This is a genomic window from Microcoleus sp. B9-D4, assembly GCF_036705105.1.
Classification (GTDB): domain Bacteria; phylum Cyanobacteriota; class Cyanobacteriia; order Cyanobacteriales; family Microcoleaceae; genus Microcoleus.
In genome coordinates this window covers 26,512-52,178 of sequence record NZ_JAUBTS010000052.1, presented here as the reverse complement: position 1 = coordinate 52,178, position 25,667 = coordinate 26,512, and the positions used below count along the sequence as shown (strand labels likewise).

18 protein-coding genes and 1 pseudogene are annotated in these 25,667 nt (G+C 46.9%); 7 read left to right on the top strand and 12 right to left on the bottom strand.

The genetic code is table 11. The features are described from left to right. The first annotated feature begins 203 nt into the window (after positions 1-203). Together QUB24_RS24825 and rimM are read left to right on the top strand one after the other, a co-directional pair. Complete coding sequence (locus QUB24_RS24825) at positions 204-836, top strand: response regulator (RefSeq protein WP_015179099.1); 633 nt, start codon at positions 204-206, stop codon at positions 834-836. Between the two features lie 141 nt (positions 837-977). After that, on the top strand, positions 978-1,619 hold the full coding sequence (gene rimM, locus QUB24_RS24820; protein WP_333156216.1) for a ribosome maturation factor RimM: 642 nt from the start codon (positions 978-980) through the stop codon (positions 1,617-1,619). A gap of 76 nt (positions 1,620-1,695) precedes the next feature. Here the strand turns inward: rimM and QUB24_RS24815 are convergent, their stop codons facing one another. From QUB24_RS24815 to QUB24_RS24775, 9 genes and pseudogenes are all read right to left on the bottom strand, one after another. Beyond that, positions 1,696-2,154 (bottom strand): phosphate-starvation-inducible PsiE family protein, encoded by a 459-nt coding sequence (locus QUB24_RS24815; RefSeq protein WP_333156211.1) that lies wholly within the window; start codon positions 2,152-2,154, stop codon positions 1,696-1,698. Between the two features lie 513 nt (positions 2,155-2,667). Next, the gene (locus QUB24_RS24810) at positions 2,668-2,982 is read right to left on the bottom strand and encodes an RNA-binding protein (RefSeq protein WP_333143949.1); all 315 of its coding nucleotides are present in this window, start codon (positions 2,980-2,982) and stop codon (positions 2,668-2,670) included. Positions 2,983-3,595: 613 nt separating this feature from the next. Then, positions 3,596-5,767: a nitrate reductase gene (locus tag QUB24_RS24805; protein WP_333156210.1), complete on the bottom strand. Its 2,172-nt coding sequence runs from the start codon at positions 5,765-5,767 to the stop codon at positions 3,596-3,598. Between the two features lie 374 nt (positions 5,768-6,141). Next, positions 6,142-7,887: a nitrate ABC transporter ATP-binding protein gene (locus QUB24_RS24800; protein ID WP_333156209.1), complete on the bottom strand. Its 1,746-nt coding sequence runs from the start codon at positions 7,885-7,887 to the stop codon at positions 6,142-6,144. A 104-nt stretch (positions 7,888-7,991) separates the two neighbouring features. Continuing rightward, positions 7,992-10,016, bottom strand: a complete 2,025-nt coding sequence (locus QUB24_RS24795; protein ID WP_333156208.1) for a nitrate ABC transporter ATP-binding protein — start codon at positions 10,014-10,016, stop codon at positions 7,992-7,994. A gap of 182 nt (positions 10,017-10,198) precedes the next feature. Continuing rightward, a complete protein-coding gene (gene ntrB, locus QUB24_RS24790) occupies positions 10,199-11,068 on the bottom strand; it encodes a nitrate ABC transporter permease (RefSeq protein ID WP_333156206.1) in 870 nt (289 codons plus the stop codon). Between the two features lie 180 nt (positions 11,069-11,248). Continuing rightward, entirely contained in the window at positions 11,249-12,580 is a 1,332-nt protein-coding gene (locus QUB24_RS24785; RefSeq protein WP_333156205.1) for a CmpA/NrtA family ABC transporter substrate-binding protein, read from the bottom strand. Positions 12,581-12,770: 190 nt separating this feature from the next. Then, a complete protein-coding gene (locus QUB24_RS24780; protein WP_333156214.1) occupies positions 12,771-13,070 on the bottom strand; it encodes a 2Fe-2S iron-sulfur cluster-binding protein in 300 nt (99 codons plus the stop codon). 48 nt (positions 13,071-13,118) lie between these two features. Beyond that, a pseudogene (locus QUB24_RS24775) lies at positions 13,119-14,654 on the bottom strand (ferredoxin--nitrite reductase); the annotation flags it as partial. 752 nt (positions 14,655-15,406) lie between these two features. On the opposite strand from QUB24_RS24775, the gene QUB24_RS24770 reads away from it, so the two are divergent. Both QUB24_RS24770 and QUB24_RS24765 read left to right on the top strand, forming a co-directional pair. Further along, complete coding sequence (locus tag QUB24_RS24770) at positions 15,407-15,622, top strand: hypothetical protein (protein WP_333156213.1); 216 nt, start codon at positions 15,407-15,409, stop codon at positions 15,620-15,622. Between the two features lie 1,010 nt (positions 15,623-16,632). Further along, positions 16,633-17,535, top strand: coding sequence for a PEP-CTERM sorting domain-containing protein (locus QUB24_RS24765; RefSeq protein ID WP_333156204.1), 903 nt, complete (start codon positions 16,633-16,635; stop codon positions 17,533-17,535). Between the two features lie 96 nt (positions 17,536-17,631). Here the strand turns inward: QUB24_RS24765 and QUB24_RS24760 are convergent, their stop codons facing one another. Both QUB24_RS24760 and QUB24_RS24755 read right to left on the bottom strand, forming a co-directional pair. Beyond that, positions 17,632-20,286 (bottom strand): C39 family peptidase, encoded by a 2,655-nt coding sequence (locus QUB24_RS24760; protein ID WP_333156203.1) that lies wholly within the window; start codon positions 20,284-20,286, stop codon positions 17,632-17,634. A gap of 672 nt (positions 20,287-20,958) precedes the next feature. Continuing rightward, complete coding sequence (locus QUB24_RS24755) at positions 20,959-21,399, bottom strand: peroxiredoxin (RefSeq protein ID WP_333156201.1); 441 nt, start codon at positions 21,397-21,399, stop codon at positions 20,959-20,961. 229 nt (positions 21,400-21,628) lie between these two features. Between QUB24_RS24755 and QUB24_RS24750 the strand changes: the two genes are divergently transcribed. Beyond that, positions 21,629-21,895: a type II toxin-antitoxin system HicB family antitoxin gene (locus QUB24_RS24750; RefSeq protein WP_333156199.1), complete on the top strand. Its 267-nt coding sequence runs from the start codon at positions 21,629-21,631 to the stop codon at positions 21,893-21,895. A 140-nt stretch (positions 21,896-22,035) separates the two neighbouring features. Here the strand turns inward: QUB24_RS24750 and QUB24_RS24745 are convergent, their stop codons facing one another. Then, a complete protein-coding gene (locus QUB24_RS24745) occupies positions 22,036-24,771 on the bottom strand; it encodes a DNA methyltransferase (RefSeq protein ID WP_333156198.1) in 2,736 nt (911 codons plus the stop codon). Positions 24,772-24,863: 92 nt separating this feature from the next. Between QUB24_RS24745 and QUB24_RS24740 the strand changes: the two genes are divergently transcribed. Together QUB24_RS24740 and QUB24_RS24735 are read left to right on the top strand one after the other, a co-directional pair. Continuing rightward, entirely contained in the window at positions 24,864-25,274 is a 411-nt protein-coding gene (locus QUB24_RS24740; RefSeq protein WP_333156196.1) for an Npun_F0494 family protein, read from the top strand. Between the two features lie 163 nt (positions 25,275-25,437). Then, positions 25,438-25,602: a hypothetical protein gene (locus QUB24_RS24735; protein ID WP_333156195.1), complete on the top strand. Its 165-nt coding sequence runs from the start codon at positions 25,438-25,440 to the stop codon at positions 25,600-25,602. Positions 25,603-25,667 lie beyond the last annotated feature (65 nt).

The window sequence follows — 25,667 nt, the reverse complement described above, 5'->3', positions numbered from 1 at the left end:
AGTCATTAGTCATTAGTCATTAGTCATTAGTCATTAGTCATTAGTCATTAGTCATTAGTCATTAGTCATTAGTCATTGGTTCGGTACAAGTTCATGTAAAATATTAACAACTAAGTAATCTTCCTTCTTCCTTCTTCCTTCTTCCTTCTTACTGACATCCGTTACATCCGTTACACAATCCGTTGCAGAACTTCCTTCGTATTATGAAAATTTTAATTGTTGAAGATGACCCGATGATGCAACTGGGATTAGAGCAAGTTTTAGCCGATTCCCCAGAAATAGAAATAGTAGGACAAGCAGAAGATGGCTATTTAGGCGTAGCAGCCGCACTGAAACTCAAACCTGATATTATTGTAATGGATATCGGTTTGCCACGGCTCGACGGCATAGCAGCGACGCAGCAAATTAAAGCACAACTCCCAGAAGTTCGAGTAGTAATGTTAACTTCTCACACTGCAGAAACTGAAATTATTGCTGCCCTTTCTAGTGGGGCTGATGCTTATTGTATTAAAGGTGCTTCTGTAGACAGGCTGTTAGCAGCGATTGCAGCCGCCGCAGAGGGGGCTACATATCTTGACCCTCAAATTGCCCGGACTGTCATCGAACACCTGAAACCCCCCATACCTGCCTCTACAACTACTTTTGGTCAGTTGTCGCAGCGGGAATTGGAGGTGTTAAAATTAATGGTGGAAGGTAACAGCAATCCTGAGATAGCAGCGGCGCTTTACTTGAGCCCAAATACTATTAAAACTCACGTTCGCGGTATTATGAATAAGTTGGCAGTGGATGACCGCGTGCAAGCCGCAGTTGTAGCGCTGAGAACTGGATTGGTGTAAAGAAGTCAGTAGTCAGTAGTCAGTAGTCATTAGTCAGTAGTTATTTGTTGTTTGTTACCAAGGCTTTTCTGCTACCAATGCCCCATGCCCAATTCCCAATTCCCAATTCCCAATTCCCAATTCCCAATTCCCAAAAAGTTTATGTCTGAATGGATAGAAATCGGTAAAATTGTAGCAGCTCAAGGTTTGGACGGGGAAGTGCGAGTCTATCCCGATTCGGATTTCCCGGAAAGGTTTATCGAAGCGGGGAAGCGGTGGATTTTGCGCCCTAACAAAAGTGAACCGGAACCGATCGAGTTTTTGGGCGGTCGCTACATTCCGGGCAAAGGGCTGTATGCTGTAGAGGTAGAGGGTGTGGAAGACCGCGATAGTGCTGAGGCGCTGCGGGGCTGTAAGTTGTTTGTTGAAAAGACCGATCGACCTTACCTCGAATCTGATGAGTTTTACGTCCAAGATTTGATCGGTATGGAAGTTTTTAACCAGTTAACCGGGGAAATCCTAGGCAAGGTAAGTGATATTATTCCCGCAGGTAACGACCTTTTAGAAGTAGAAACGAATCTAACGGCGCCAGAAACTGTCGCCGCAGAATTGGAAAAGCCAAAACAGCCTGAAACTCCCCAAGCCAACGCTGACCCCAGAAATACCCGCAAACCACGGAAAATTCGCGTTAAAGAGCCTAAATCCACAAAAATATTGATTCCTTTTGTGGAAGAGATTGTGCCAGTTGTTGACTTAGAACAAGGCAGAATTGAAATTGTGCCTCCTCCTGGTTTGTTGGAATAATATCATGTCCGGTCGAGGGACCGGAGATGATATTAGTTATTAACAATTCCCAATCCCCAATGCCAAATTCCCAATATTAATCATTTCCTCTATTTGTGTACCGCACTATCAAGTAACTGATGGAAAGCGCGAAAATTGCAGTCGCCAAACCAATCAAGTCGGCTGCGGTTTTTTTTTCCAGGTCAAGAATGATGATTTTTCGAGATACTGCTATCAAAGAAGTGACAATAACTAGCTCAACTTGAATTACGTGCTTTTTCAGATAAGCTGTAATATTTTCCAAGATTTCCAATGCAATTAAAACATTTAAAAATAACCCAAATATCACAAACAACGTGTCTTTTAAGAAACTATCAGTGTGATTTACCAATTCTTGTGCTAAAAAAATCACCAAATCGGCAACGCTGACGATAATTACCAAAATCATCGCCAGTGATAAAACTTTCGATATTATTACTTCTACACTTTCTGTAAAATGCAGAAAATTTTCATCATTGCTTAACTTCGCAATTTGCCTAAATATTTTTTTCAGCATACCAGTGATTTAGTCATCATTCTTGATGATTCTGTCATTTTTCGGTACGCTTTGCAAGCGCAAAACTCTCTGATTGCCTGGTTTTACGGGGCCACCCGGGCACTGGGGAAAAGGCGGCTCTCTTTGCCTGTTATATCTCAATACGGTTCAGTTAAGCTCGATCACCCTGGCGCCCCCCTTAAAAAGGGGGGACAAGAAATTACTCTTGCGTCCCCCAACAATCAGGGGGATGCGAGGGGGATCTCGCCCGGAATAAATAGTTTTAACCCAAGCGTATTGTGTTATATCTTATAGTTTTTCGTGTCAGCTAGGAATCGATCGCACGCGATGAACTCCTGCTTAATAAATTTTTGCCATAAAAAAACCTCAAACTATTGTCTAGCAATATTTTGAGGCTTTTAAGGCGCGGTGCGACCACTGAACTAACTATCTATTCTCAACATAGAATGATTGTTGACTCCCAGCTTGCTCCGACGCAATATAGAAGATAGCTAAAAATTTAGCTCGGGTGGTTTAGTAGCGACGAGAATTGCCACCGCGATCGTTGTTACCCCAGTTACCACCACCAGAATTGGAACCACGTTCTTCACGGGGTTTTGCTTTGTTGACTTTGAGGTCGCGACCCATCCACTCAGCACCGTCAAGAGCCTCAATGGCTGCGGCTTCTTCGGCTTCAGTAGACATTTCTACAAAAGCGAAGCCCCGCATCCGACCTGTTTCCCGGTCAGCAGGCAACTGAACGCGCTTTACTGTACCGTACTCTCCAAAAGTTTGGTTGAGGTGCTCCTGCGTTACTTCGTAGGATAAATTGCCGACATAGATTGACATTGAACATTCTCCAGAATCAGAGTGTGTAGAGATTTAAATCCGGAGGAACGCCGATCGAACGAACTGTACTGCCGAAAATAAAGCCTTGTAAAACCATTATAGCACCTATAGGTGCAAACTGCAATTGTCTGACTCAATTAATTAAAAAGAAGGCAGAAGGCATTCGCCAGAAGACATTCTCCCGAAGGAAAAACCCCCCATCAAGAAGCAACAACTCAGAATGAATAAATTTAATTTTCCTTGTTTCCGGGCTCTGGCGGGGAAACGCAGTTTTTAGGCTGCGTAATGGCATAACGATTTTAGCTTTTAGATCTGGGATTTGGGATTTAAGATTTATGTGTAGGGTATGTCCGGGTTCAAAATTGCTCGATCGAGAGAGGTTGTTATCCTAAAAACGGATACAAGCCCCGGACTCCTGTCGCCAAGAGTGCAAAATTTTAGACTCTTGTTCAAAATCCCAGATTCATCTGTGGAGTAAATCTTCAATCGTTCGACAGAGCGCGATTGACGCTCGCACTCGCCAAACATCAACCCGGTTCCTCCCCATGTCTAAAGCCCGCGGCTTCCCGCTCGTTCGGCGGTGATGTGTAACATCCCGTAGTTCGAGGGCAGCTCAAGAAGTGACGGCGAGGGTGGATTTTTGCCAATTAAATTCCTCAACTTCTGCGACAGTTTCTGCCCCAACCAGCACCAACTGCACCGCACAAGCTTTTAACTCAGGCTGTTTGGAATCTGGACAGCTTGCAGCATGAGTCATGGCATTGGCTTCAGCCCCTTGGGCCCACAGAGAACCCCAGTGCATCGGTACAAATAGCGTACCGGGCGCGATCGCCTTTGTGACTTTGGCAGGAAACTGCGCCTTGCCGCGGCGCGATCGAACTTCCAGCAAATCACCCTCCTTAATCTGCAATTTGGCAGCATCGCGGGGGTGAATTTCCAAAAACGGGTCGGGGTGCAATTGATTAATTTTCTCTGTTCTACCCGTCCGCGTCATCGTGTGCCAGTGTCCGTAAAGTCTCCCTGTCGTCAACACAAACGGATAATTCGGATCGGGAGGTTCTGCCAGTCCCCGCGAGTGATAGGCCGAAAATCTCGCCCGCGCGTCAGGAGTGTGAAAACGCCTGTCTGTATACAGCCGTTTCGCTTCGTTCGCTGGATGCACAGGCTCGTTTTCCCGGCAAGGCCACTGCTGGGGGCCTTGTTGGCGGATGTATTCGTGGCTCAGACCGGTCATGTCGCAAGGCTGGCCCCGCGTCAACTGCGCGTACTCTTTAAAAACCTCCGCACTGTTCTCGAAAGCAAAGAGTTGGGCAAAACCCAACCGCCGTCCCACTTCAGCGAAAATGCTCCAGTCGTCGCGGGCTTCCCCGGAGGGAGTGTCGAAACCGGGACAAAAGGTAACGCGGCGTTCGGAATTCGTCATTACTCCGGTTTTTTCGCTCCACTGCGTTGCCGGCAGCAGGATGTGAGCGTAGGCCGAGGTTTCAGTGGGATAGTAAGCTTCTTGATAAATAGTAAAGGGCGATCGCAGCAAAGCGGCTTTAGTGCGTTCCAAATCCGGCATACTCACCACCGGATTAGTAGCTGCAATCCATAGCAACTCGACATCGCCAGTTTCCAAACCAGTGATCATATCCCAAGCTGTGCGGCCTGGATTCGGGGAAATACTTCCCGGTGCGATTCCCCAAAACTCCTCGACTTGGGTTCTGTGTTCAGCATTTTTCACAAATCGGTAGCCTGGGAGCAAGTGAGACAGTCCTCCGGCTTCCCGCCCTCCCATCGCGTTTGGCTGGCCGGTGAGGGAAAACGGGCCGCATCCCGGTTTGCCGATTTGACCTGTCATCAAGTGCAAATTAATCAGCGATCGCACCTTTGCCGTGCCTTCCGACGACTGATTCATTCCCATCGACCACAGAGACAAAACGCGCTGCGACTGTTCCCAGTAGTTTGCCGCCGTTTCTAACTCGCTGACAGTAATGCCGCAGCGCGAGGCTACAAAATCCGGCGTGTAGCTGCTAACAACCTCAGCAAAAGCTGAAAAATTCGCCGTGCATTCTTCAATAAACTCAGAATCTATTGCTTGCCTGCGTAACAGCAAATATGCAATTCCATTAAGCAAATCTATATCCGTACCCGGTTTAATTGCTAAGTGCAAATCCGCCGCTTCCGCAGTCGGAGTCCGCCTTGGATCTACCACAATCATCTTGACATTTGGATGCTTTTTGTGGTATTTTGCTAATCGATTGAATACGATCGGATGGCATTCTGCTGTATTGCTGCCAATAATAAAAGCGCAATCTGTTAATTCTAAATCGTCGTAACAGCAAGGCGGCCCATCCGAGCCAAAGCTTTGAACGTATCCAGAGACGGCTGAAGACATGCACAAGCGAGAATTAGCATCAAAATTATTAGTACCCAGACAACCTTTCATTAGTTTCTGGGCAATATAATAATCTTCTGTTGCGAATTGACCCGAACCGTAAACGCACAAAGCATCGGGGCCGCTGGTGCTGCGAATTGTTTGGATGCGATTAACAATTGCATCGAGAGCTTCGTCCCAGCTAGCGCGGCGGAACGGTTGGTCGAGAGTATCTCGCATCATCGGATACAGTAGCCGATCGCTCCGAATGGACTCTGCTACGGTTGCTCCCTTAATACAAACCATCCCCTGACTCGATGGGTGATTGCGATCGCCCCGCACTTTCCAACTTTGTTTTTTGTCGGGAACAACTTCTAGACCGCAACCTACACCGCAGTATGGGCAAAGAGTTTTTATAGTTTCCATCTGGTGATTTTAGATGCTAATTTTTGAAAGCTAATGCGTAATTGGTAATTCGTTATTATAGTCGGAACTGAGGGCTCCTGCAAATAACCTGTGAATAATTACTTAGTTTCCGCATATATGCTTCTCAGAAATCGACAATACCCTGATTTCAAATTACCCGCTATCTTACTAAAAATCGCCCTTGCTCTGGCTTGTAGCCAGCTTCTGGCTGCTACTAAATCTTCCTCAAACAGAGGAAATTCCAACCTAACTCTTGTCACCCCCAAGGATGGGGGCTAGGAGGAATTTTTGCATAGCTCAAACAGCGCGTCGGTACTACTTTTTGCCTAGTTGTTGATAGCAAGGTGAGATTTAGTGCGGGAGTATTATGTCGCCTACTTCTGTGTTTTAACCTCAAATACGCCACCGTTAGTGGGGCTAAAGGTTACTTGGAACTCAGCAGTTTTTTCAGCGCCTGCTGTGGCATCGGCAGGAGTTTGCAAAACCGGCAGAGGAGTTTCTTTGAGGAAATCTTTAGCTGCTTTATTTGTGGGATCGAACTGTAGGATATCGCCGTTTTGTTTTACTTTGACCCGATAAGTCAAGCTTTCGGTAAATGTCGGAGTTGTTCTCCATTTTTGGTCGATTTGTGCATACAACTTCTGTCCGATCGCATCGAGTTCGGCTTGGTCAGAAATCTCTGATGTGGCAGTGGTGGCTGCATTTGCCGCGCCCGCGCTGGTAGCCGCGGCAGCGATGGGTGCAGGGCTAGCAGCAGCGATGGGTGCAGGGCTGGCATTCGGTGCAGGGCTGGCAGCAGCGATGGGTGCAGGGCTAGCAGCAGCGATGGGTGTTGGACTGGCAGCAGAAGCGATGGGTGCAGGGCTGGCAGCAGCGATGGGTGCAGGGCTAGCAGCAGCGATGGGTGCTGGACTAGGATTCGGTGCGATCGAACTTGCTGCGATTTGCGGGCTGGGGGGAGAACTCACAATCGCCCCGGCAGTCGGCGCCGGAGGTGCAGTTTCTTCTAGTTTCGCTTGCTTTAGCTGGCTGGAAACAACCGACATATTGACGGCAGCTAAAGTAAACATTGCTACGAACCACGAGGCTGCCAGGATGCCGCGTTTGATCGACGAGGCTTCTGAGGGTTCGGCAGCGTGAGACACAAAAGGTGCAGGTGCAAGAGGCCTGTCAGCAACCGCAGGCTTTTTGCTAGCAGGTAATGGCATCGGTAGCGCGACGGCTTCTGTCTCCGAGTCCGTTTCTTCACCTTCTTCGTGGTGGGCGTAGCGAGAAAACAGGAACTCCAAAGCAAAGTTACGCAGTTCGTAGTATTTCGGGTCTTCCATAATCCGTGTCCGGTTGCGGGGACGGCTGAACGGAATGTGCATATCTTCGCCGATGGAAGCTGCTGGCCCGTTGGTCATCATCACGATGCGATCGGCCAAAAACAAAGCCTCATCAATATCGTGAGTAATCATAATGACGGTAATTTTTTCCTTCCGCCAAATTTTCAGCAATTCTTCCTGCAACTCTTCCCGGGTAATCGGGTCTAGAGCTCCGAAAGGTTCGTCCAAAATCAACAGTTTGGGGCGAGTTGCCAGAGCTCTGGCGATCGCCACCCGCTGTTTCATCCCCCCGGACAATTGGCCCGGTCTTTTGTGACAAGCTTCGGTCAGCCCCACTAATTCCAAGTGTTCCTTGACGATCGTATTGTGTTCGTCTGCGGACTTTTCCGGGTAAACATTTTCAACGCCGAGGTGAATATTTTCAGTAGCCGTCAGCCAGGGTAGCAGGGAGTAGTTTTGAAACACCACCATGCGATCGGGGCCTGGTTCAGTAATCTGCGAACCTTCCAGGGCTACTTCTCCGTTTGTCGGGCCGTTGAATCCCGCGATCATATTCAGCAAAGTAGATTTGCCGCAGCCAGAGTGACCGATCAAACAAATAAATTCGCCTTCATTAATAGTCAGGTTTACACCGTCGAGAACGACGTAAGGGCCTTTAGGAGTTTCGTAGACTTTCGATACGTCTTTAATAGTAAGAAAGTCTTGCTTTGGCGTTTGAATTTTGGTTTTTTGGGGGGTTTTTAGAGTTTGCATATTTTCAGGATTTGGATTTGGGGTCGGGGAATTAGACATGACAACTTTCGATTGATAATTTAAAATTATGGAGTTAGGAAGCGGAAAATGTGGAGTCTTGTTTCCTGATTTCTGGCTCCTCATTCCCTCTTCCTATTTGCTGGTTATGCTGGCAGTTTGATGGAACATTGACTGCCTATTTGTTCAATTAAAATTTCTTCGATGCGGACGGCGCGCTTAATTTTGACATTGTGAAGATACTGGATCGGGTCGTCGAGATTAAACACAGTGCCGTCAAATAGCTCGATCGTCCGGCGATCTCTGGCAATATCCGGCAAACCCAATTCGCGCACTGCTTGACCAAAAACATCGGGCCGCAAAACTCGATCGACCACTTCCACCCAGTTTTTCGGGAACGGGATCAGTCCCCAGCGAGCCATCTGCGCCATCACCCACACCATTTCTAGGCGGTCTGGAAAATTGGTTTTGTCAACAGAGAACTGATTGAAATTGTAGAGCATTTCTGGTTCTGCCTCCGTACCGGAGTTGTACGGATCGATGAACCCTGGACGGATGTCTTTCGGATCGGCACCGATGTATTGTTCTTGGCTAATCAATCCTAGGACTTCTTCGCGGTTGCGCCGGTCATCGCAGTATTCGCAGGCTTCCAAAAGCGCTTTGACGAGGGCGAGGTGGGTTTGAGGATATTTCTGAGCCCAATCTTCGCTAACACCGAGAACTTTTTCGATGTGTCCGGGCAGAATATCGAGGGAACGGGCCATAACAAAACCCGTGCCGCTGTTGACTGCGTGGGAGTTCCAGGGGTCGCCTGAACAGTAACCGTCAATGTTGCCCGCTTTTAAATTCGATACCATCTGCGGGGGCGGAATCACGGTCAAGCCCACGTCGATGTCCGGGTCGATGCCGCCGGCGGCCAGCCAGTAGCGGAACAGCAGATTGTGCATGGAAGCGGAGTGTACCATGCCCAAGGTGTGAACTTTATCGGGAGTCTTGGCGATCGCAGCTTTGAAATCCTCTAATGTCCGAATGCCTTGTTTGTAGAGGTCTTTGTTGAAAACAATCGAATTGCCGTTGCGAGAAAGCGTCATGGCGCTACAGATGGGTACAGGGGCTTCACCGTCGAGCCCCAACAACATCCCGATCGGCATTCCTGCAACCATTTGCGCCGCGTCCAGCCGTCCTTCGGTGACTCCTTTGGCGATCGCTTTCCAGCTAGGTTCGCGGCTGAGAGTAACTTCTTCCAAGCCGTGGGCTTTGAAGAATCCTTTTTCTTTGGCTACTACTAAGGGGGCGCAGTCGGTGAGGGGAATAAAGCCGATGTCGAGGTTGATTTTTTCCAGGCCGTTGCGGGCGATGACAGCGGGTTGTTGTTTGGCCCTGCGCTGTTTGACCCGCTTTTGCTGGTTGAGGAAGTAAACCATTTCGTTACGCAGCGCGTAGTAACTCGGATGGTTGACAACTTCCATGCGTTTGCGGGGGCGGGGAATGTTCACTTCGAGGATTTGCCCGATTTGCGCTTCCGGGCCGTTGGTGAGCATCACAATGCGATCGCTCAGTAATAAAGCCTCATCCACGTCGTGAGTTACCATCACGCTGGTGACTTTACTTTCCTCGCAAATTTTCATCAACTGGTCTTGCAAACCGCCGCGAGTTAAAGCATCGAGGGCGCCGAAGGGTTCGTCTAGCAGCAGCAATTTCGGGCGAATCGCTAGGGCGCGGGCGATCGCAACTCTTTGTTTCATCCCCCCAGAAATTTCGCCTGGGCGTTTGTCGGCGGCGTGCCCGAGTCCGACCAATTTAATGTGGTGTTCGATCACCAACTCGCGATCTTCTTGAGAGTTGCCGCTGTAAATTTCATTTACTGCTAGGGCGATATTTTCGCGCACCGTCAGCCAAGGTAGCAGCGAGTAATTTTGAAACACCACCATTCTATCGGGGCCTGGATCGCGGACTTCCCGCCCTTCTAAAGTAATCCCGCCCTGACTTGCTTTGTCGAGGCCGGCGATGATATTTAGCAGCGTAGATTTGCCGCAGCCAGAGTGCCCAATTAAGGTGATGAATTCTCCCTTTTTAATTTTAAGTTCGATATTTTTAAGAGCGATGTATTGCTCTCCATTGGGCAAGTTAAATACGCGGTCAACGTGGTCTACTTCAACAAATACTGACATGGCAATTTTAGGTTAGTTTGTAATTTTTAGATGCTGATTATTAATTTGCCAAACAGGCCAAACAGGCCAAACAGGGCATTGGGCATTGGGCCTATATAATTAGGGGCGCTTCCTAATAACTAATCACCAACCACTAATCGCCCATTCCCCATTCCCCATTTCCCATTCCCCATTCCCAAATCCTATTTTTGTTCTTCAGGAACAACTTTGGAAGCAATGAAACCAACGATTCTGTCTAAAATCAAACCGACGATTCCTACATAAAGCACTGCTAGAATCACTGCACTGAGTCGAGAACTGTTGTAAGCGTCCCAGATGAAGAAGCCGATGCCGACGCCGCCGACTAACATTTCCGCAGCTACGATCGCCAGCCAAGACAAACCGATGCCAATTCTCAAGCCAGTGAAGATGTAAGGAACAGAAGAGGGAAGCAGGATTTTCCAGAAGTATTTTTGGTTAGGGAGGCGCAAGACGCGGGCGACGTTTCTGTAGTCTTGGGGTATTTGTTGAACGCCTACTGTGGTGTTAATTAGAATCGGCCAAATTGCGGTAATTAAGATTACGAAGAGTGCTGAAACTTCGTTAGCTTTCATCCCCATGCCTTCAAAGGGATTGAACTGTTGAAATACAGCCAGGGCGATCGGCAGCCAAGCCAGGGGCGGGATAGTTCTGAATACTTGAAACAGAGGATCTAAAGCATCGAACATTAAGGAGTTTGTGCCGATGAGGATTCCTAAACTGATGCCTAGAACTGCTGCCAAAGTAAAGCCGATCGCCACCCGCTGCAAGCTAGCCAAAATTTGCCAGAACAAGCCTTTGTCTGTACCGCCGTTGTCGAAGAACGGATTGATAATCAGATTCCAGGTTTCTTGGACAGCTTTGATTGGTCCCGGCAAGCTGGACTCTGGACTGTGGCAGAGGATTTGCCAGATTATGAGCAAAACTGTAATTGCTACCAGCGGGCGGATGATTTTTCGGCGGTTTTTTTGAACGTGATCCAGAACGAAATTTACTGGATTTTTGCTTTTAGTAACAGCGAGGTTTGTTGCCATTTTTCTTTTTGCAGTATTGTGAATAATCGATTATTTGTAGATACTTTGAACAGAGTTCAGCAGGCTAGATCCGTCGAACGCACGCTCCGTTTCCCTCTGTCCAACACCATCACTTTTAGGGGTTTGTCAACTGTCAGCAGTCAACTGTTAACAGTCAACTGTCAACTGTTAACCAACTAATTATGCTTTTTTGATTGCCAGACCCTTCAGATATTCTTCTGGTTTTTCTGGGTCAAACTTCACGCCGTCAAAGAAGGTTTCGACACCGCGAGAAGTGGTAGTAGGAATTTGGGCGGCGGGAACGCCAAGTGCTGTCGCTGCTGCTTTCCAAATATCTTCGCGGTTAACTTTATCAACGGTTGCTTTGATGTCGGTAGTTGCCGGGATATAACCCCAGCGAATATTTTCAGCTAAGAACCAAGCATCGTGACTCTTGTAGGGATAAGAAGCATTATCAGCCCAGAATTTCATCGCCACTGGGCTGGCAGCTTCAATGCGGCCGGTACCGTAGTCAATTTGACCTTTAGAGCGACCGATAATATCTGCTACTGGCACTTTTAACCACTTATCTTGAGAGATAATTTGGCACATCTCATCCTGATTTTCTGCCTTATCGCACCACTGCTGGGCTTCCAGTACGGCCATTGTTATTGCTTTAGCAGCTTTGGGGTTTTTCTCAACCCAATCTCCTCTTAAAGCTAAAGCTTTTTCTGGGTGGTCTTTCCAAAGTTCTCCGGTTACTAAGGCGGTGTATCCTACCTTTTGAGTAACTAGCTGAGCATTCCAAGGTTCCCCGACGCAAAAGGCTTCCATGCTGCCAGATTTCATGTTCGCTACCATTTGCGGCGGCGGTATGGGAATCACGGAAACATCTGTATCTGGATTAATACCGCCGGCTGCTAGCCAGTAGCGCATCCACAAGTCGTGGGTACCGCCGGGAAAAGTTATAGCAACAGGAAGGTTTTGGCCAAAAGCTGCTTTCAGGGGTGCGCTGTCTGTACCTACTTTTAAATCTAGGTATTTTTTGCTGATCGAAATTGCCTGACCGTTAGTATTTAACCGCGCCAGAATGTTCATCGGCACTGGCTGATTGCCTTTGGTAATAGTGCCTAATGTCATGTGGTAAGGCATCGGGGATAAAATGTGGGCTCCGTCAATGCCGCCTTTGTCGGAACCGAGTTCTAAGTTGTCGCGAGTAACTGGCCAAGATGCTTGTTTGGTAACTTGTACGTCTTTCATGCCGTACTTGGCAAATAACCCTTTTTCTTGGGCGATGATTAAGGGTGCTGCGTCGGTGAGGGCGATGAATCCGAGTTTGGCTGCGGTAACTTCTGGGGCGTCGGCGGGGTTGATGTTGACTGCTGGGGTGGCGCTGGGTGATGCGCCGTCGGCGGCGGGGGTGGCACTTCCGTTAGATGGGGTGGAACTGGAACTGCAACCGTGGGCTAGGAGGGTGCCGGCTGCTGTTGCTCCAGCGGTGATGATGAATTTTCTTCTAGAAAGGTTGCTCATTTGTCTTGAATTGTTGTTGTACTTTGAGATGGTGGAAATGTGAGATGTGAGATCAATTCCGGTTGCACCGGAATGATTGTTGACTGTTGACTGTTGACTGTTGACTGTTAACTGTTAACTGTTAACTGTTTACTGTTGACTGTGAAATGGCACAATCTGGTTTTTCCCGATCGCATTTCCCAATGTCAGATTAGGCGTCGATGGTCACTCTGCCGATCGCCCGCGCGCTGCAAGTTAAAATGAACCCTGGTTCTAAGTCTGCCGCCGCGTCTGGTTTGCTGTCGTAGACTGTTTGGCCTTCTAGGAGTTTCTGCTGGCAAGTGCCGCAGCTTCCCGACCGGCAATTGCTGTCAAGTTCGACCCCGGCCCGTTCGGCAACATCGAGAATGAACTCATCTTCGCTGCAAGCAACTTCTTTGCCCGATCGAGCGAAAATGACAGTAGATGTCTGAGGTTTGGCTGCCGAGACTGCCGTTTCGCCCTCCTCCACCGTCAATTGCAGTTGCCGGTTTAGCAAAGCTACAGGGGATGTAGTCTCTTTGGGAACTGCCCCAAACTGCTCGACTAACAGTTGATGCAGCAGCGGTTTCAGGTCTTCGCAAGGGATGCCTTTTTGGACGCAAGCACCCAAATGAGCGTCTTTGCCAACTGTGCCTCCCATGTAAATGTCTACACCTTCGAGGGTTTTGCCGTTCTTGCGAACTTTTGTTCCCATCAAACCAATGTCTGCTACCTGGGGTTGACCGCAGGAATTGGGGCAACCCGTCCAGTGAATTCTGACCGGTTTGGGTACTGAAAGTTCGGCTTCGAGTTCCTCAATCATTGCCACGGATCGGCTTTTGGTTTCGATGAGGGCGAAGTTGCAAAACTTAGCGCCGGTGCAGGAAACCAAGGCTCGTGTCAGCGGTGCGGGCTCGATGGAAAAACGCTGCAACAGCGGTTCTTTGACCAGCGATTCAATCCGCGAGTCGGGAACGTTGGGAATAATCACGTTTTCTTCCACAGTGAGCCTGAGCTCGCCGCTGCCGTAAACCTCGGCAATTCTGGCCAAATCGAACAAATCCGATGCCTGTAGGCGTCCGACGGGAACGTGGAGCCCTACATAGTTGAGCCCTGATTGTTTTTGGGCGTAGATGCCGATGTGGTCGCGTTTGTCCCAGGTGATTTCATCTTTGGGCGCGGCAGCGGGCAAAGTGCGCCCTAATTCTTGTTCGACTTCGGCTCGGAATTTTTCGATTCCGAGTTCGTCAATCAGCCACATCAGCCGCGATTTTTGGCGGTTTGCTCTTGGGCCTTGATCGCGAAACACAGTTAAAATTGATCTGCACAAATCTACAACGTCGCTGGGACTTGCCCATGCGTTGAGAGGAATTGCAGCGTCGCAGCGTTTGGCGGAGAAGAAACCCCCGACTAAAACGTTAAAGCCGATGTTGCCGTCTTTGTAAGCGGGTACGAAGGCGATGTCGTTGATTTCTGCGTGGACTGAGTTGTCGCGGCAGCCTGCGATCGCAATATTAAACTTTCTCGGCAAATTTGAAAACGCGGGGTTGCCTTCGCCGTTGTTCGTAATCATGTCTTGGACTTGGTTCGCCAGTTCCCGCGTATCTATCAGTTCGTCGGCGTCCAAGCCCGCGACTGGGGAACCCGTGATGTTACGCACGTTGTCCATGCCAGACTGGATGCTGGTCATGCCCGCTTCTTTGAGGCGGCGGAAGATGTCGGGTACGTCTTCGATGCGAATTCCGCGCAATTGCAGGTTTTGTCTGGTGGTGATGTCGGCGCTGCCGTCGTCGCCGTAGCGTTGGACGATTTCTGCTAGCGTTCTGGTTTGATTGCTAGTAATGATGCCGTTGGGCAAGCGCAGCCGCATCATGAATTTGCCGGGAGTTACTGGCCGAAAGAAGATGCCGAGCCATTTGAGGCGGTGCTCGCGATCGATTTCGTCCATTGCTTCCCAGCCGATTGCGGCGAAGTGGTCGAGTTCGGCTGTTAATGCTAAGCCATCTTTTTCGGCTTTGAGTTTTTCAAACTTGTTCAGGCTCGCTTGGGCTTTGGGTTCTACTGTTTGGGTCATCGGTTTACCCTCGCTGCTGGCTTGTGTGGGGAGGTATTGACTTGGAGCATAAAGTGTGTGTTTCCTGCTAACCTTAGTGATTGTATGGATTTAAAACTGTATATTTAGTTACTAGATGGAATTTCTTTTAAGCATGGTTGGTCTTCTGTAAACTTGAGCTTGACTGGGCGCTGGCTCGAACGTGGCAAAACTATTTATGGTTATAGTTGCTACCGATGATTCGGTCGATCGCTGCGTTTCGATGCACCTTAGTTATGAGCTAATGTAAAGCCCATGATTGTAAATATTCGTAGCTATTTTTACAAAATATTGAGTTTTATGAATATTTCGCATACAGCCCATGCGTTTTATACATGGGAAATGGGTAAAGACGCCCACAAAACCGAAAAATCTCTCTAAATCTTTAGATTTAGGAGGGGAGAGGGGGATATGGGAATATCTAAGGCTCGCGAATTAAATAATTTACACTCTTGAAAGTGGGGACTAGGGGTTGGGCACTCTTAGCCCGTTCTTTCTGGACGGGCGGGACGCCCATCCCACAAGAGCCATCACGCATTGTAAGTTATTTAATTCTCATTGCTAAGATTAATTTTGTGACTGCGATCGCAGACTTAAAACGAGATCGTCACAACATTCAAGCGGTCGCTGTCACACAGTTTGCCTCAAAAAATCACATTGTGTGCTATGCCAGCGTCACTCTTGATTTTCCAAGAACGAGAGATTATATAAGTATCGAATTCAGGGAATGTCTCATGTTTTTAGTTCAACTTATCCCCGGCGCTATTTCCGAAATGCTTGCCTCTGTTAGCGATACGGGTTGTTTGACTTTAGCCGATCGCTACGGCTTGATGGCCGCTGTTTTGGACGACTCTCTCGACGATGAATACAGACATTCGATCAACCGCCTGCTGCGTTCTGTGATTAAGGGGAGAGTCAAGATAGTCAACGAACTGTCGGCGATATATTAACAGCATTTAAAAATTTGATTGATTTATGCAGCGCATAAGAGTGCAGAAACCACCTGCCGAGTTAGAAGGAACCCACGATGCCTGCAGCGGATGTAGGGCAGGAAGTTGATTGGGTGTTCTAAAAACGTGCGATCGCTCTTGCCGTATGATTTTTTTTGATTCTCCAATTCTCGCTTTGTGCGGCACTTACAGAAAAAGTGCTGATTCATGAGAGCCTGTTGGGTTGAACGCTGATGGTAAAAGTAGTAAAATTGTTGTGCGCGATCGGCATTTGAGGAGTTGGAGGAATGAAGTCCTCCCAACCAACGTAATTATAATTATTAGACATCTCCAGCAAAGCCTGTCTTGAACAGGCAGGATGCCTGTTCCACAATAATTATTGGAGAGGTATATTGAACCGGGCTGGCGATGAAAGACAATGTATGAAAATTATTAATCAAACAATCGAATTATTAATAGAATCCGGCATCGGCATCTACAACATCACGCCCACTTTTGTCAAAATTAATTGGTAATTGATAAAAAATCAATTAAGTCGCTCGGCAGGAAAAAATAATAATATCTTGTAGAGGCGGGTACCGCCTATATCTCGACTAGCAGGCAGTTTATTGCTGTTCTCAACCGCCCAAACCCAGTAGTCGGTTTATTTGCACCTACAGGACTTACGCAGCCCCGCTATAATACTGTGCCTGCGTAAGTCCTATATAACAATCCTAAATGAGTTGTGTAATTCTTGTAGGGGCAAACCCCCCGTGGTTGCCCCGCCTTGGGTGGGGTAGGCACTCTTAGCACTACCCCTAGATATTTTTACAAGTGATGCGAGGATTGCTATATTTAGTTACTGGCATTGGTTGGGTGTTTTAAGCAATCTATTTAATATGATGCAATTGGCCGACCAAACCTTTAGCAAAACTTTAAGAAATTCGGCCTGAAGGTATGATTTACTAAAAATTAAAAACAGTCGATCGATCAGACTGGACAATTTAACAATGATTCCCAGGGAGCATTTTATGAAATCCATTGCTAAAAACAGCATCCACTGGACTTACTCAGTGGCTATTTTCTGTACCCTTTTCGCACTACAGCAACAAAAAGCTACAGCAGCAACGCTATCTAACGGCTGGAATTATGCGATCGATTCCTTCAACGACGGCGTGACAGGGCCCCAAATCGGCGGCGGGGAATTTGAATTTTACGGCATCGCCATCAAAGAAACATCAGATACAGCTTTTATCGCCATCAATTCTAATCTAAGTTTAGCAGGATATGCCGACCCACTAGCTCAAAGAGGCAACATCAACTACGGCGATTTATTCTTCAATTTTTCCGGTCAAAACTTCAATACAGCTAACGCAAACGGCAGCTTGTTTGGTATCCGCTTTGCCGAAGGAAATGACTCCGGCGTGGCGACAACAGGCGTTTACAGTAACGTTACCGCTAAAAACGTCACCCAAATCAACTCTGGCTTTAGCAATTTAAATCAATTCAATACGGTAGTTGCATCTCAAGGCGGAACCCCGTCTATGGGAGATTTATCTGCCACTGACCCCTACTTTGAACAAACAGGAAACTCGACTATTCTCAACTCAATAGCTACTGGTACAAAAGTAGGAGAAATTAATGTTTTAACGCCAGCAACTTTGAACGCTCTCGGTCTTGATTTCGCTCAGTTTAATGCCGTAGGTTCTCAAACAATCGGATTCAGTGTTAATAAATCCTCAATGCCTTCGGGGAACTATATTGCTAACTTTTTGGCGGAGTGCGCTAACGATGCGATCGCTATTCAAGGCTCATTTGAACAAGGCTCTGCTGAACCAGTACCAGAACCTGCTACTATCTTCGGTACTTTAGTAGGATTGAGCTTTTTAGGTATTGGCGCAGCAAAACGAAAAATTAAGTGCAAGATTTCCTAAGTTAGGTTGGGTGTGCATTAAGTACCTTACGAATAGCTGTTATGCACACCTTACTAATAGGCGTAGTGCCTCACAAATTGCCAACATTAGAGTAGATTATGGAGAGATAAAATGCGCCCAAACATTCCCATCTGGCCCTGCAACTTGATTGACATAACTGTAGGGATACATCAACTTTCTCCCCTCAGTATCGCTGTAACCAGTGAGTGCATTTCCCCAAGGATCTTGCACGATATAACCCTGAGAATTGTAGCCAATTACAGTAAGAATGTGACCGGCCGCAGTAAAATCTCCGGCTAAAACTACTGGCCGCCGATTCAGCAATTCCGATCGCACCTGGCCCCACGTGCGAGTCGTACTAAAACTCGTCTTAAACCCGTAGGCCTGAATCAGCGCCGAAAGCACGCTGTGATCCGTTTGAGAACCCTGGCCGGCATAGTCGAAACACCACTGCAACAACTCATCCTCCAACTGTCCGCCCCACTGAGAACGAAGGCCGTAATAATAAAGCACCATTGCGATCGAAGTTACGTTGCAAGTAGACCAGTCAAAACGCGGATTGTCCCGCTGCGAAAAATACGGCACGTTCAATTCCACATTGTTCGGAACCGGATCGAAAATTTTATCTCCCCGCTTGAACTGAACAAAACTAGGAAAAACATAACCTGTATTGCCAAAATTCGGCAGTTCTTCAGTCAGGGAAACTTTCAGGTGAGATCCTTCCGCACCGTAGCTGTTCACGCCGTAAACTCGACCTAAAGGCAGCGGAGTTTTCTCGGTACTGCTCAGGCTAGCAGCATCTACCGGCCGTTTTTTAAACACAGTTGCTTGCAGAATTGTCATCGTCAAAGCATCCGGGTCAAAGGGAACTTCTTTGCCGTCTTTTTTAATTTTAACGTCCTGCCAATAAATAAATCCGATATTGCCGAAACCGGGAATAGATTCGGCGAGAGTTACTCGGAAATGTCCCAAAATGCAGGCATAACCAGTAATGGCATAGGTAGTGCCTAAAAGTAGGTCAGCCATTTGATCGGCAGGCAGTTTCGATGAATCTTCGGGTTTAGCTTTAATCTGAGTTGTTTGAGTTACCAAAAGTTGAGCGCTGACGTTGCTATTCGGTACGTCAGCCAGGTTAAATTTTAGGATTTGAGTACCTTTGGCCAACTGAACGTCGGGTTCATAAAAATAGCCAAAAGTGCCGATCGGCCAAATTGCTGAATCCAGAACCACCTTGAGATGCCCGTCAATAAATCCGTATTTGCTAACCGCCAAAGTCTGGCCTGCTTTGACAACAACTTTTTGCTGATTGTTGAGCCGGGAAGAATCAAGGGGAGCTACCTTAAACAAAGTGTCAGAAAGTATCTTTAAAGTCAAACCTCGTCCGACAGTTAGCGGATCGGAAGTTACGGTAATGTAAATTATTTGGCTGCCAGTAACGTTGCCTTTGCTGTCAGTTGCCCGCAACCTGAGCCACCGAGCTCCCGCTATGCTAAATCCTTTAGACAAATTAACTTGCCAAGTGCTGGCCTCTTGGTTTAGCGTGACGCTTAGGGGAAATTTATCCTCAGCTATCACCTCAATTTTTGCTGCTTTTTCTCGGTCAAAAGTACCCCGAAGGACTATCGGCTGATTTACTAAAACTTCTGACGGCCCTTGATAAGTTAAATTCACAGCGGGATTAAAAGATTTGCCACCGCGGCTGAATTGCACAAAATCGGGATAAATGAAACCTGTATTGCCAAATTGCGGCAAATTTTCGGTCAGCGAGACTTTAATGTGGCTTTGTTCGATCGAGAATCCGGCAATTCCGTAAATCATTCCCGCCGGCAAGGTAATTTTTTCTTCGGGTGGCAGGCTAGCCGCATTTACCGGGCGCTTTTTAAACACAGTTGTTTTGATGATTGTCATCGTAACTGCATTTCTATCATACTCAATTCCCCTCCCGTCTCGCAAAATTTGGACGTGCAGCCAGTACAGAAATCCCGAAGTTCCTAAGTTAGGAACTGCCCGAGCAAAAGCGACTCGGAAATGGTTTTCTACGCTTGCGTAGCCGAGAAGATTGAAAGTTTCTCCTGGGTTAAATTGTAATTTCTGAGTTGGGCCTAAAGTTCCAGAATCTGCGGGGGTGAACTTTAACCAGGTCTTTTTTATCACCCACAGTAACTGCATTCCAGGCGGCGGGGTCGGCAACTCGGCGCGATCGAATATGAGAATTTTTGCGCCTTTGGTTATAAGTACGTGTTTTTCGTAGAAAAAGCCAGAGGTTCCCACCGGAGGAATTGGATTATTTAGTTGAACATTCAGATGTCCATCTTCTAACTCGTAGTCCCTAATTTGATAAATTTTACCGGCTGGTATTTCCGCTTTTTGCAGGTTGTTAAGATTGCTTGCGGGCAGTGTTCCGACTTTGAATGCGGTATCTCTGAGAGTAATTAACGTAAAAAACTGAGCGGGTGATTGAGAAGCAGGATTAACTTTGATGTTAATTGTTTGTTGGCCGATAACTTTGCCCGTCTTATCGCTTGCCCTCACCTGCAGTGTGCGAGTTCCGGCGCTATCGAATCCTTTTTCTAAACTGATGTTCCAAATGCCTCTAGAGAGATTTCTCCCTACATTCAGGGCATTGGAGCCTTCTGTTGCTGAAATCGCTGCCACTAGATTTTTGTCAAAAGTGCCAAGTAACACAGCGGGTCTATTGACCTCAATTTCTCGCGGGCCTAAGTAACTCAAAATAATGTTGTTGGTTGTCATTATATATCCCTCTACCTACTTAGTTATTCAGCTAAAGCAAGGATAACTTCTGATTTTATCAAACACAATGACCCGAACCAGGAAAAAATCGCCCTTAGATTCAGCCTACGGGCGGTTAATGCCTTTTCCAGCATAAGTTTTTAATTATTGGCGGGAGTTGCCCCACAAATCTAACTTTAGACGTACAAAAAGCACCTTAACCGAATATATGCCTGGTTAAGCGGATTTGTGGTGCAAGTTTTAAGGGAAGGAATTTAGTGCGAGTCGGTTGTTTCCCCCTGAACCCTTGACCCCTCACTGGCTGAGTCAATCGATTGCGCGATTTTAGATTTTAGATTTTAGATTTTAGATTTTAGAATTGAAGGATTGACCCGACGGATGAATGCGGGGGCTTGTATCCTGGATGCTTTCGGTCAGGACTTAGTACGATCGCGAATTAAATAACTTACAATTTTAATTGTTATCGTGGGATGGGCGGGACGCCCATCCTTTTTGGACGGGCGGGACGCCCATCCCACTTTCAAGAGTGGAAGTTATTTAATTCTCATTCCTTACTAAAAAAAACCGGTTCCTACGACAATATTGCGTATAGCAACGAGGCATCTAGGAAGAAACCGGGTTTTTAGCCGTTTGGTGCGTGCAGGAGTGTTAGTGCGATCGACTAAAATTCGACTAAACTATGGTGACGAGAATATCTTGAGCGTGAGTGTCAACTTTCATGGTTTCCCCTTCATAAACCTGAATGATTTTGCCGGTACCGTCGATGACGAAAGTAACGCGCTTGGCATAATCGCCTTTCTCGACATCGTAAGCTTTGGTAATCGTGCCATCAACATCTGCTAATAGCTGGAAAGGTAAACCGTATTTTTCTGTGAACTTTTGGTGCGATTCTTCGTTGTCGCGGCTGACACCGAGAACTACTATATCTTTGCCCTTGTATTCTTCATGGGCTGCTTTGAAGCTTTGGGCTTGTCTGGTGCAGCCGGGGGTGTCATCTTTGGGGTAGAAATACAAGATTACGGTTTTACCTGCGAATTCGGAGAGGGAGACGGTGTTGCCGTTGGTGTCTTTGGCGGTAAACTGAGGGGCGGCGCACCCAACTGGTAATGTCATAGTTTTGTTTCCCTTGGGATTTACCAACCTATTTTAGTTGATTTTGTGCTGCTACCGTCAATGTTTTGAATGCGAGGTTCGGGATTGAGTTCATCCCAAGGAAAATTTGCGCTTGGAAATAGTTCGATTGGGCGATTTTCTGCGTTGACTTGCGGGCGATCGCGTGTTAGATTATCGGCGTGTTCTCCTGATTGGCCGACTCGATGAAAATTAATTTAGCAAATAATATATGATTGATTTCTACACTGTGATTATCAGAAAAAGTGCTGATTATTGGGTTTGTTTGTGTTTAGAAAATGGAGTGGTGGGACAAGGCAATACTCCCGAACAATCTATTGATAAACTCAAACAAGCTATTGAGTCATTTTCCGAAGTCTATGAATCCGAGTCTGATGTTTATCTCAGCCCTCTTTCTATTAATGAGTTACACGAATTTCTGACTTTAGAAGATGCGGAAGCTTCAGATACTTATGAATTCAGGAAAGTTTATGCCTAAAATAATTAGACTTACAGGACTTACGCAGGGGCCAGAAACCGGGTTTTTTTACGAAAATACTGAATTACAACCCGCAGATTTAGTAAAAAACCCGGTTTCTTTGGTAGAAGTGCGTCCAGGACTGGATTTAACTAGCATTCTTATACAACAGGCCGCGAACAGGGAGCGACAACCGGTAATCCCTCAGTTTCTCGCTGTGCAACTTCAAAGTTTAATTCTAATAGAAACTTTAAGGGGTCTTGGTTGGCTTTGATACCGTAGGCTTTGCAAACGAGTTGGTCTAATTGGGCGTGGAGTTTGGCGAGTTGGCTGGCAGGTTCATTAAAAAACTCGTTGTATAATTGGGTAATACCACACTGTTTGCGCTCCATATACTCTGTACGATAGTCATGGAGAACCTGCATAGCTGCTCGAATTTCACTTTTGGTTTTTTCTGGGCAATTTTGGGGAAAGGGAAAGGTTTCAAAACAGGTGTTGTGAGTGTAAGAAATATCTGCTTTAAGTGTTGATTTTTGTGCGTGCATCCAAATCTGATGAGTGCTAGATGTGAGTATTCCCAAAATATAAAAGTCGTCGCAGGTAACAACTCGCGTTCTAGCATTAGGTAGCCATTCAATAGGACAAGGAAGAAAAATTGCCCATTTCGATGTCTGAGTAACTGCAAAGTATTGAGAAACCGATTTTAGGGCTTGACGCATTGCGGGTCTTCGTTCTCCAAATTGCCACCAGTATTTTTGATAAACCTTTCTACGATTCAAATCTCTTTCTGGTTTCACTCTCATTTTAACCCATTGAAAAGGCTGGACATATTCACTTGCCTCTTCAATACTCATGTCATTAAAGTCGATAATCAAATTTTTTAGACCTCTGTAAGGGTTGGCTACGAGGTCATTACCTTCTAGAAAAGGACGAATTACTTCCCGATTTTTGGGATTTACTTTATTCCATACTTCAGCTTGCTCCAAGGACACAATAAAGCCCGTACCTACAGGAGTTATACCTGCAAAACATCGATTCAAATTTGTCTTCAGTCGCACTGCTTGGGTAACATCAACTTCAGCTTTTAGAGAAGAGTTAATGTTTGAGACAATTGTGTGATCGATACGGTAGGTTAATTCTTGAGCATCAGAGGTTTTGAGCCAGTTGATAATGCTAATATGTACTTTAGCTTCACCAGACCAAGGTTGTGTGGAGATGGCATCGTAAATGCAGCCGCCATTTTGGGCAATGTAATCTAGGGCAGCTTTACGACTTTTACCCTGAGAAATGGAATTGGTGGCGACTAAACCAGCGCGGCAATTTTCTCCTAAATGTTGATGGGCAAGACGGAACCAATAGGTGCAAAAATCCACAGAATCTTTTACTTCAGGAAATTTAGCAAAGATGCGATCAATATATTCATCACCCAAAACCAAGCGCATCTGCTTACCACCCAAAAAGGGAGGATTTCCAATAATTACATTAACTTGTTCCCACTCGCAAAACAGAGCATCATCACAGCGGATATTGCGATCGAGATTATCGAGCGGCAATGCTTGCTCTAGTTCCAGTGCCAGGTTCAACTGTACAACATTGAGCAACTGGTTTTCTTCATCTAAAGCTAACTTTTTGGCAAGCATCAGCGTCACTTTTGCCAATTCCACGGCAAAGGGTTTGATGTCAATGCCGTAAAACTGGCTTGTCTTCACCAGCGACATCGTACCAATGGCATTAGCAGCACGAGAGAAATTTTCATGAATCTTGGTTAGCAATTGTGCCTCTAGTCGCTTCAGTTCCCGATAAGCAACATACAGAAAATTGCCGCTACCGCAAGCTGGGTCTAGAACTTTGAAATCCAGTAATTCTTGCCGCAGTGCCAACAAATCTTTGAGCGTCTTCGCAGCTTCAATCCGTTCTCGCCACGGGCGTATAATGGTAGGCAAAACCACTTTTTGAATATCGGCCTCGCTGGTATAGTGCGCTCCCAAGGCATGACGTTCCTCTTTGCCCATACTGGACTCAAACAACGCACCAAAAATCGCAGGTTCTACCTTTGACCACCGTTCCTTTGCTGCTTCCAATAGCAGATCGATTTCGCTGCGAGTCAGGGCGATGGGTTCCACAACTGAGAAGATGCCGCCATTAAAATAGGATACATCTCGATAGCGGCTGTCTTTAGGTGCGGGGCGATCGCTCCCCATTTGCCGAAACAATCCCCCAATTAAATCGTAGGAACTGACTCGGTTCATCTGACAATCACCTAAAAACTCGGTGAATAAACCGCGCGGCAACAAATCGATATCTTCAGCAAACAATGCTACTACACATTGAAGGATAAACCTTTGAGCCGTTTCTACTTTTTCGCCGCGCTCTACTAAGCGATTAAAAACTAGAGCAACTTTATCAGCCGCTGTTCGCGTTACATCAATTTGGTTGTTATTGAATAAAGGCTGGCGATTTTCGGGGAAAAGAAAGTTTAAGGCTGTGAAGCGATCGGGTAACTCTTCCAGATTTACGCGGTCTACCGGTTCCCGCAGTTGCAAATCGAAGTCATAAATCCAAAATTCATCAAAGTTGCAAAGAACCACGTATTTAGGACGCTGCGGCACTAGCTCAAGCCAGTATTCAAAGGCTTGCTGATAGTGTTTTTCCAGTTTTTCGCCCCGTTTTTTCATCTCCAGCAACAACCTGGGCCGCCACAGCAAATCGGCAAATTTCGTAGTTTTGCCTTTCGCCTTTACTCGAAATTCTAGTTCGGCTCCCGCTTCCTTGTAGCCTAGATGACCGAAGGCTTGAAACAGGCGATCGCAAAATACTTGAGCTTCGCCCTTTTCGTCTCCCTTCAAAGTACGAACGTATTCAATAAACCTGTTGATATTATTCAGTGTATCGGTCATAATAAGTATAAAATTAGGATCGATAGGGTGAATCAGCCCGCTCGGATATCTGTAACAATTAAAAATATAGTACCTGTTCAGAGGTTTTTTGAATGACTTTTATCCCATCCGAAGCGTTTAAATCTATTAGTTATCCCGATCGCACTGTCAAAAGAGCCGATCGCGCCGTCCGCTGTTCCCCTTTTCAATTACACTTCTTCCAGACCATCCGCGATAACAGTGTTTTCCTAACTGCGATCACCTCAAATTCCGGTGTCGAAAGCGGCTACACCCGATCGCCCGTATCCGAACTCGTAGCCGAAAACTCCCTACTGTGGCTGATCCAAGTCGGCGTACTGCGGCGGGAAGTAGACGGACAAGGGATTACCGACAGTTTTCGCCTGACCCCCCTGGGCCGCCAACTCGTGGAAAAATGGGAACAGGAAGGACAGGGAGTGCCGGATGCTTCATTGTGCGATCGTATGGGAAATGCCGTTAGCCGCGGGTTGGGACTGTTTCTTTAAGCGTTTATTGCTTGTCCTAGTCCGACAGTCCGACAGGGAATGAATTCCCTGTCTCATAGGAAAAGTCGGTTAAAACCGACTGCAAGTCTCTATTTAACTCGATGTTGAGTTTTGCATTGCACGTTAATCAACCTCCTCAGTCCTCTTGCAGAGGACTTGTGCTATGAGACAGGGATTTCAATCCCTGTCGGACTCGCCGTCAAACGAGTTAGACCGCGATCGCACCATAGCAGTTTTTGAAGAACCGGGCGATCGCATCCCCGTTCCCACCTTTGCCGAATCCTTTAATCTCACCGTGGGTCAAATGTTCAGTTGGCTGACTGAGTAGCGCTACCTCGATTTAGGAATGATTTAACCGCAGAGGGCGCAGAGGGCGCAGAGGAAGAGAAGAGA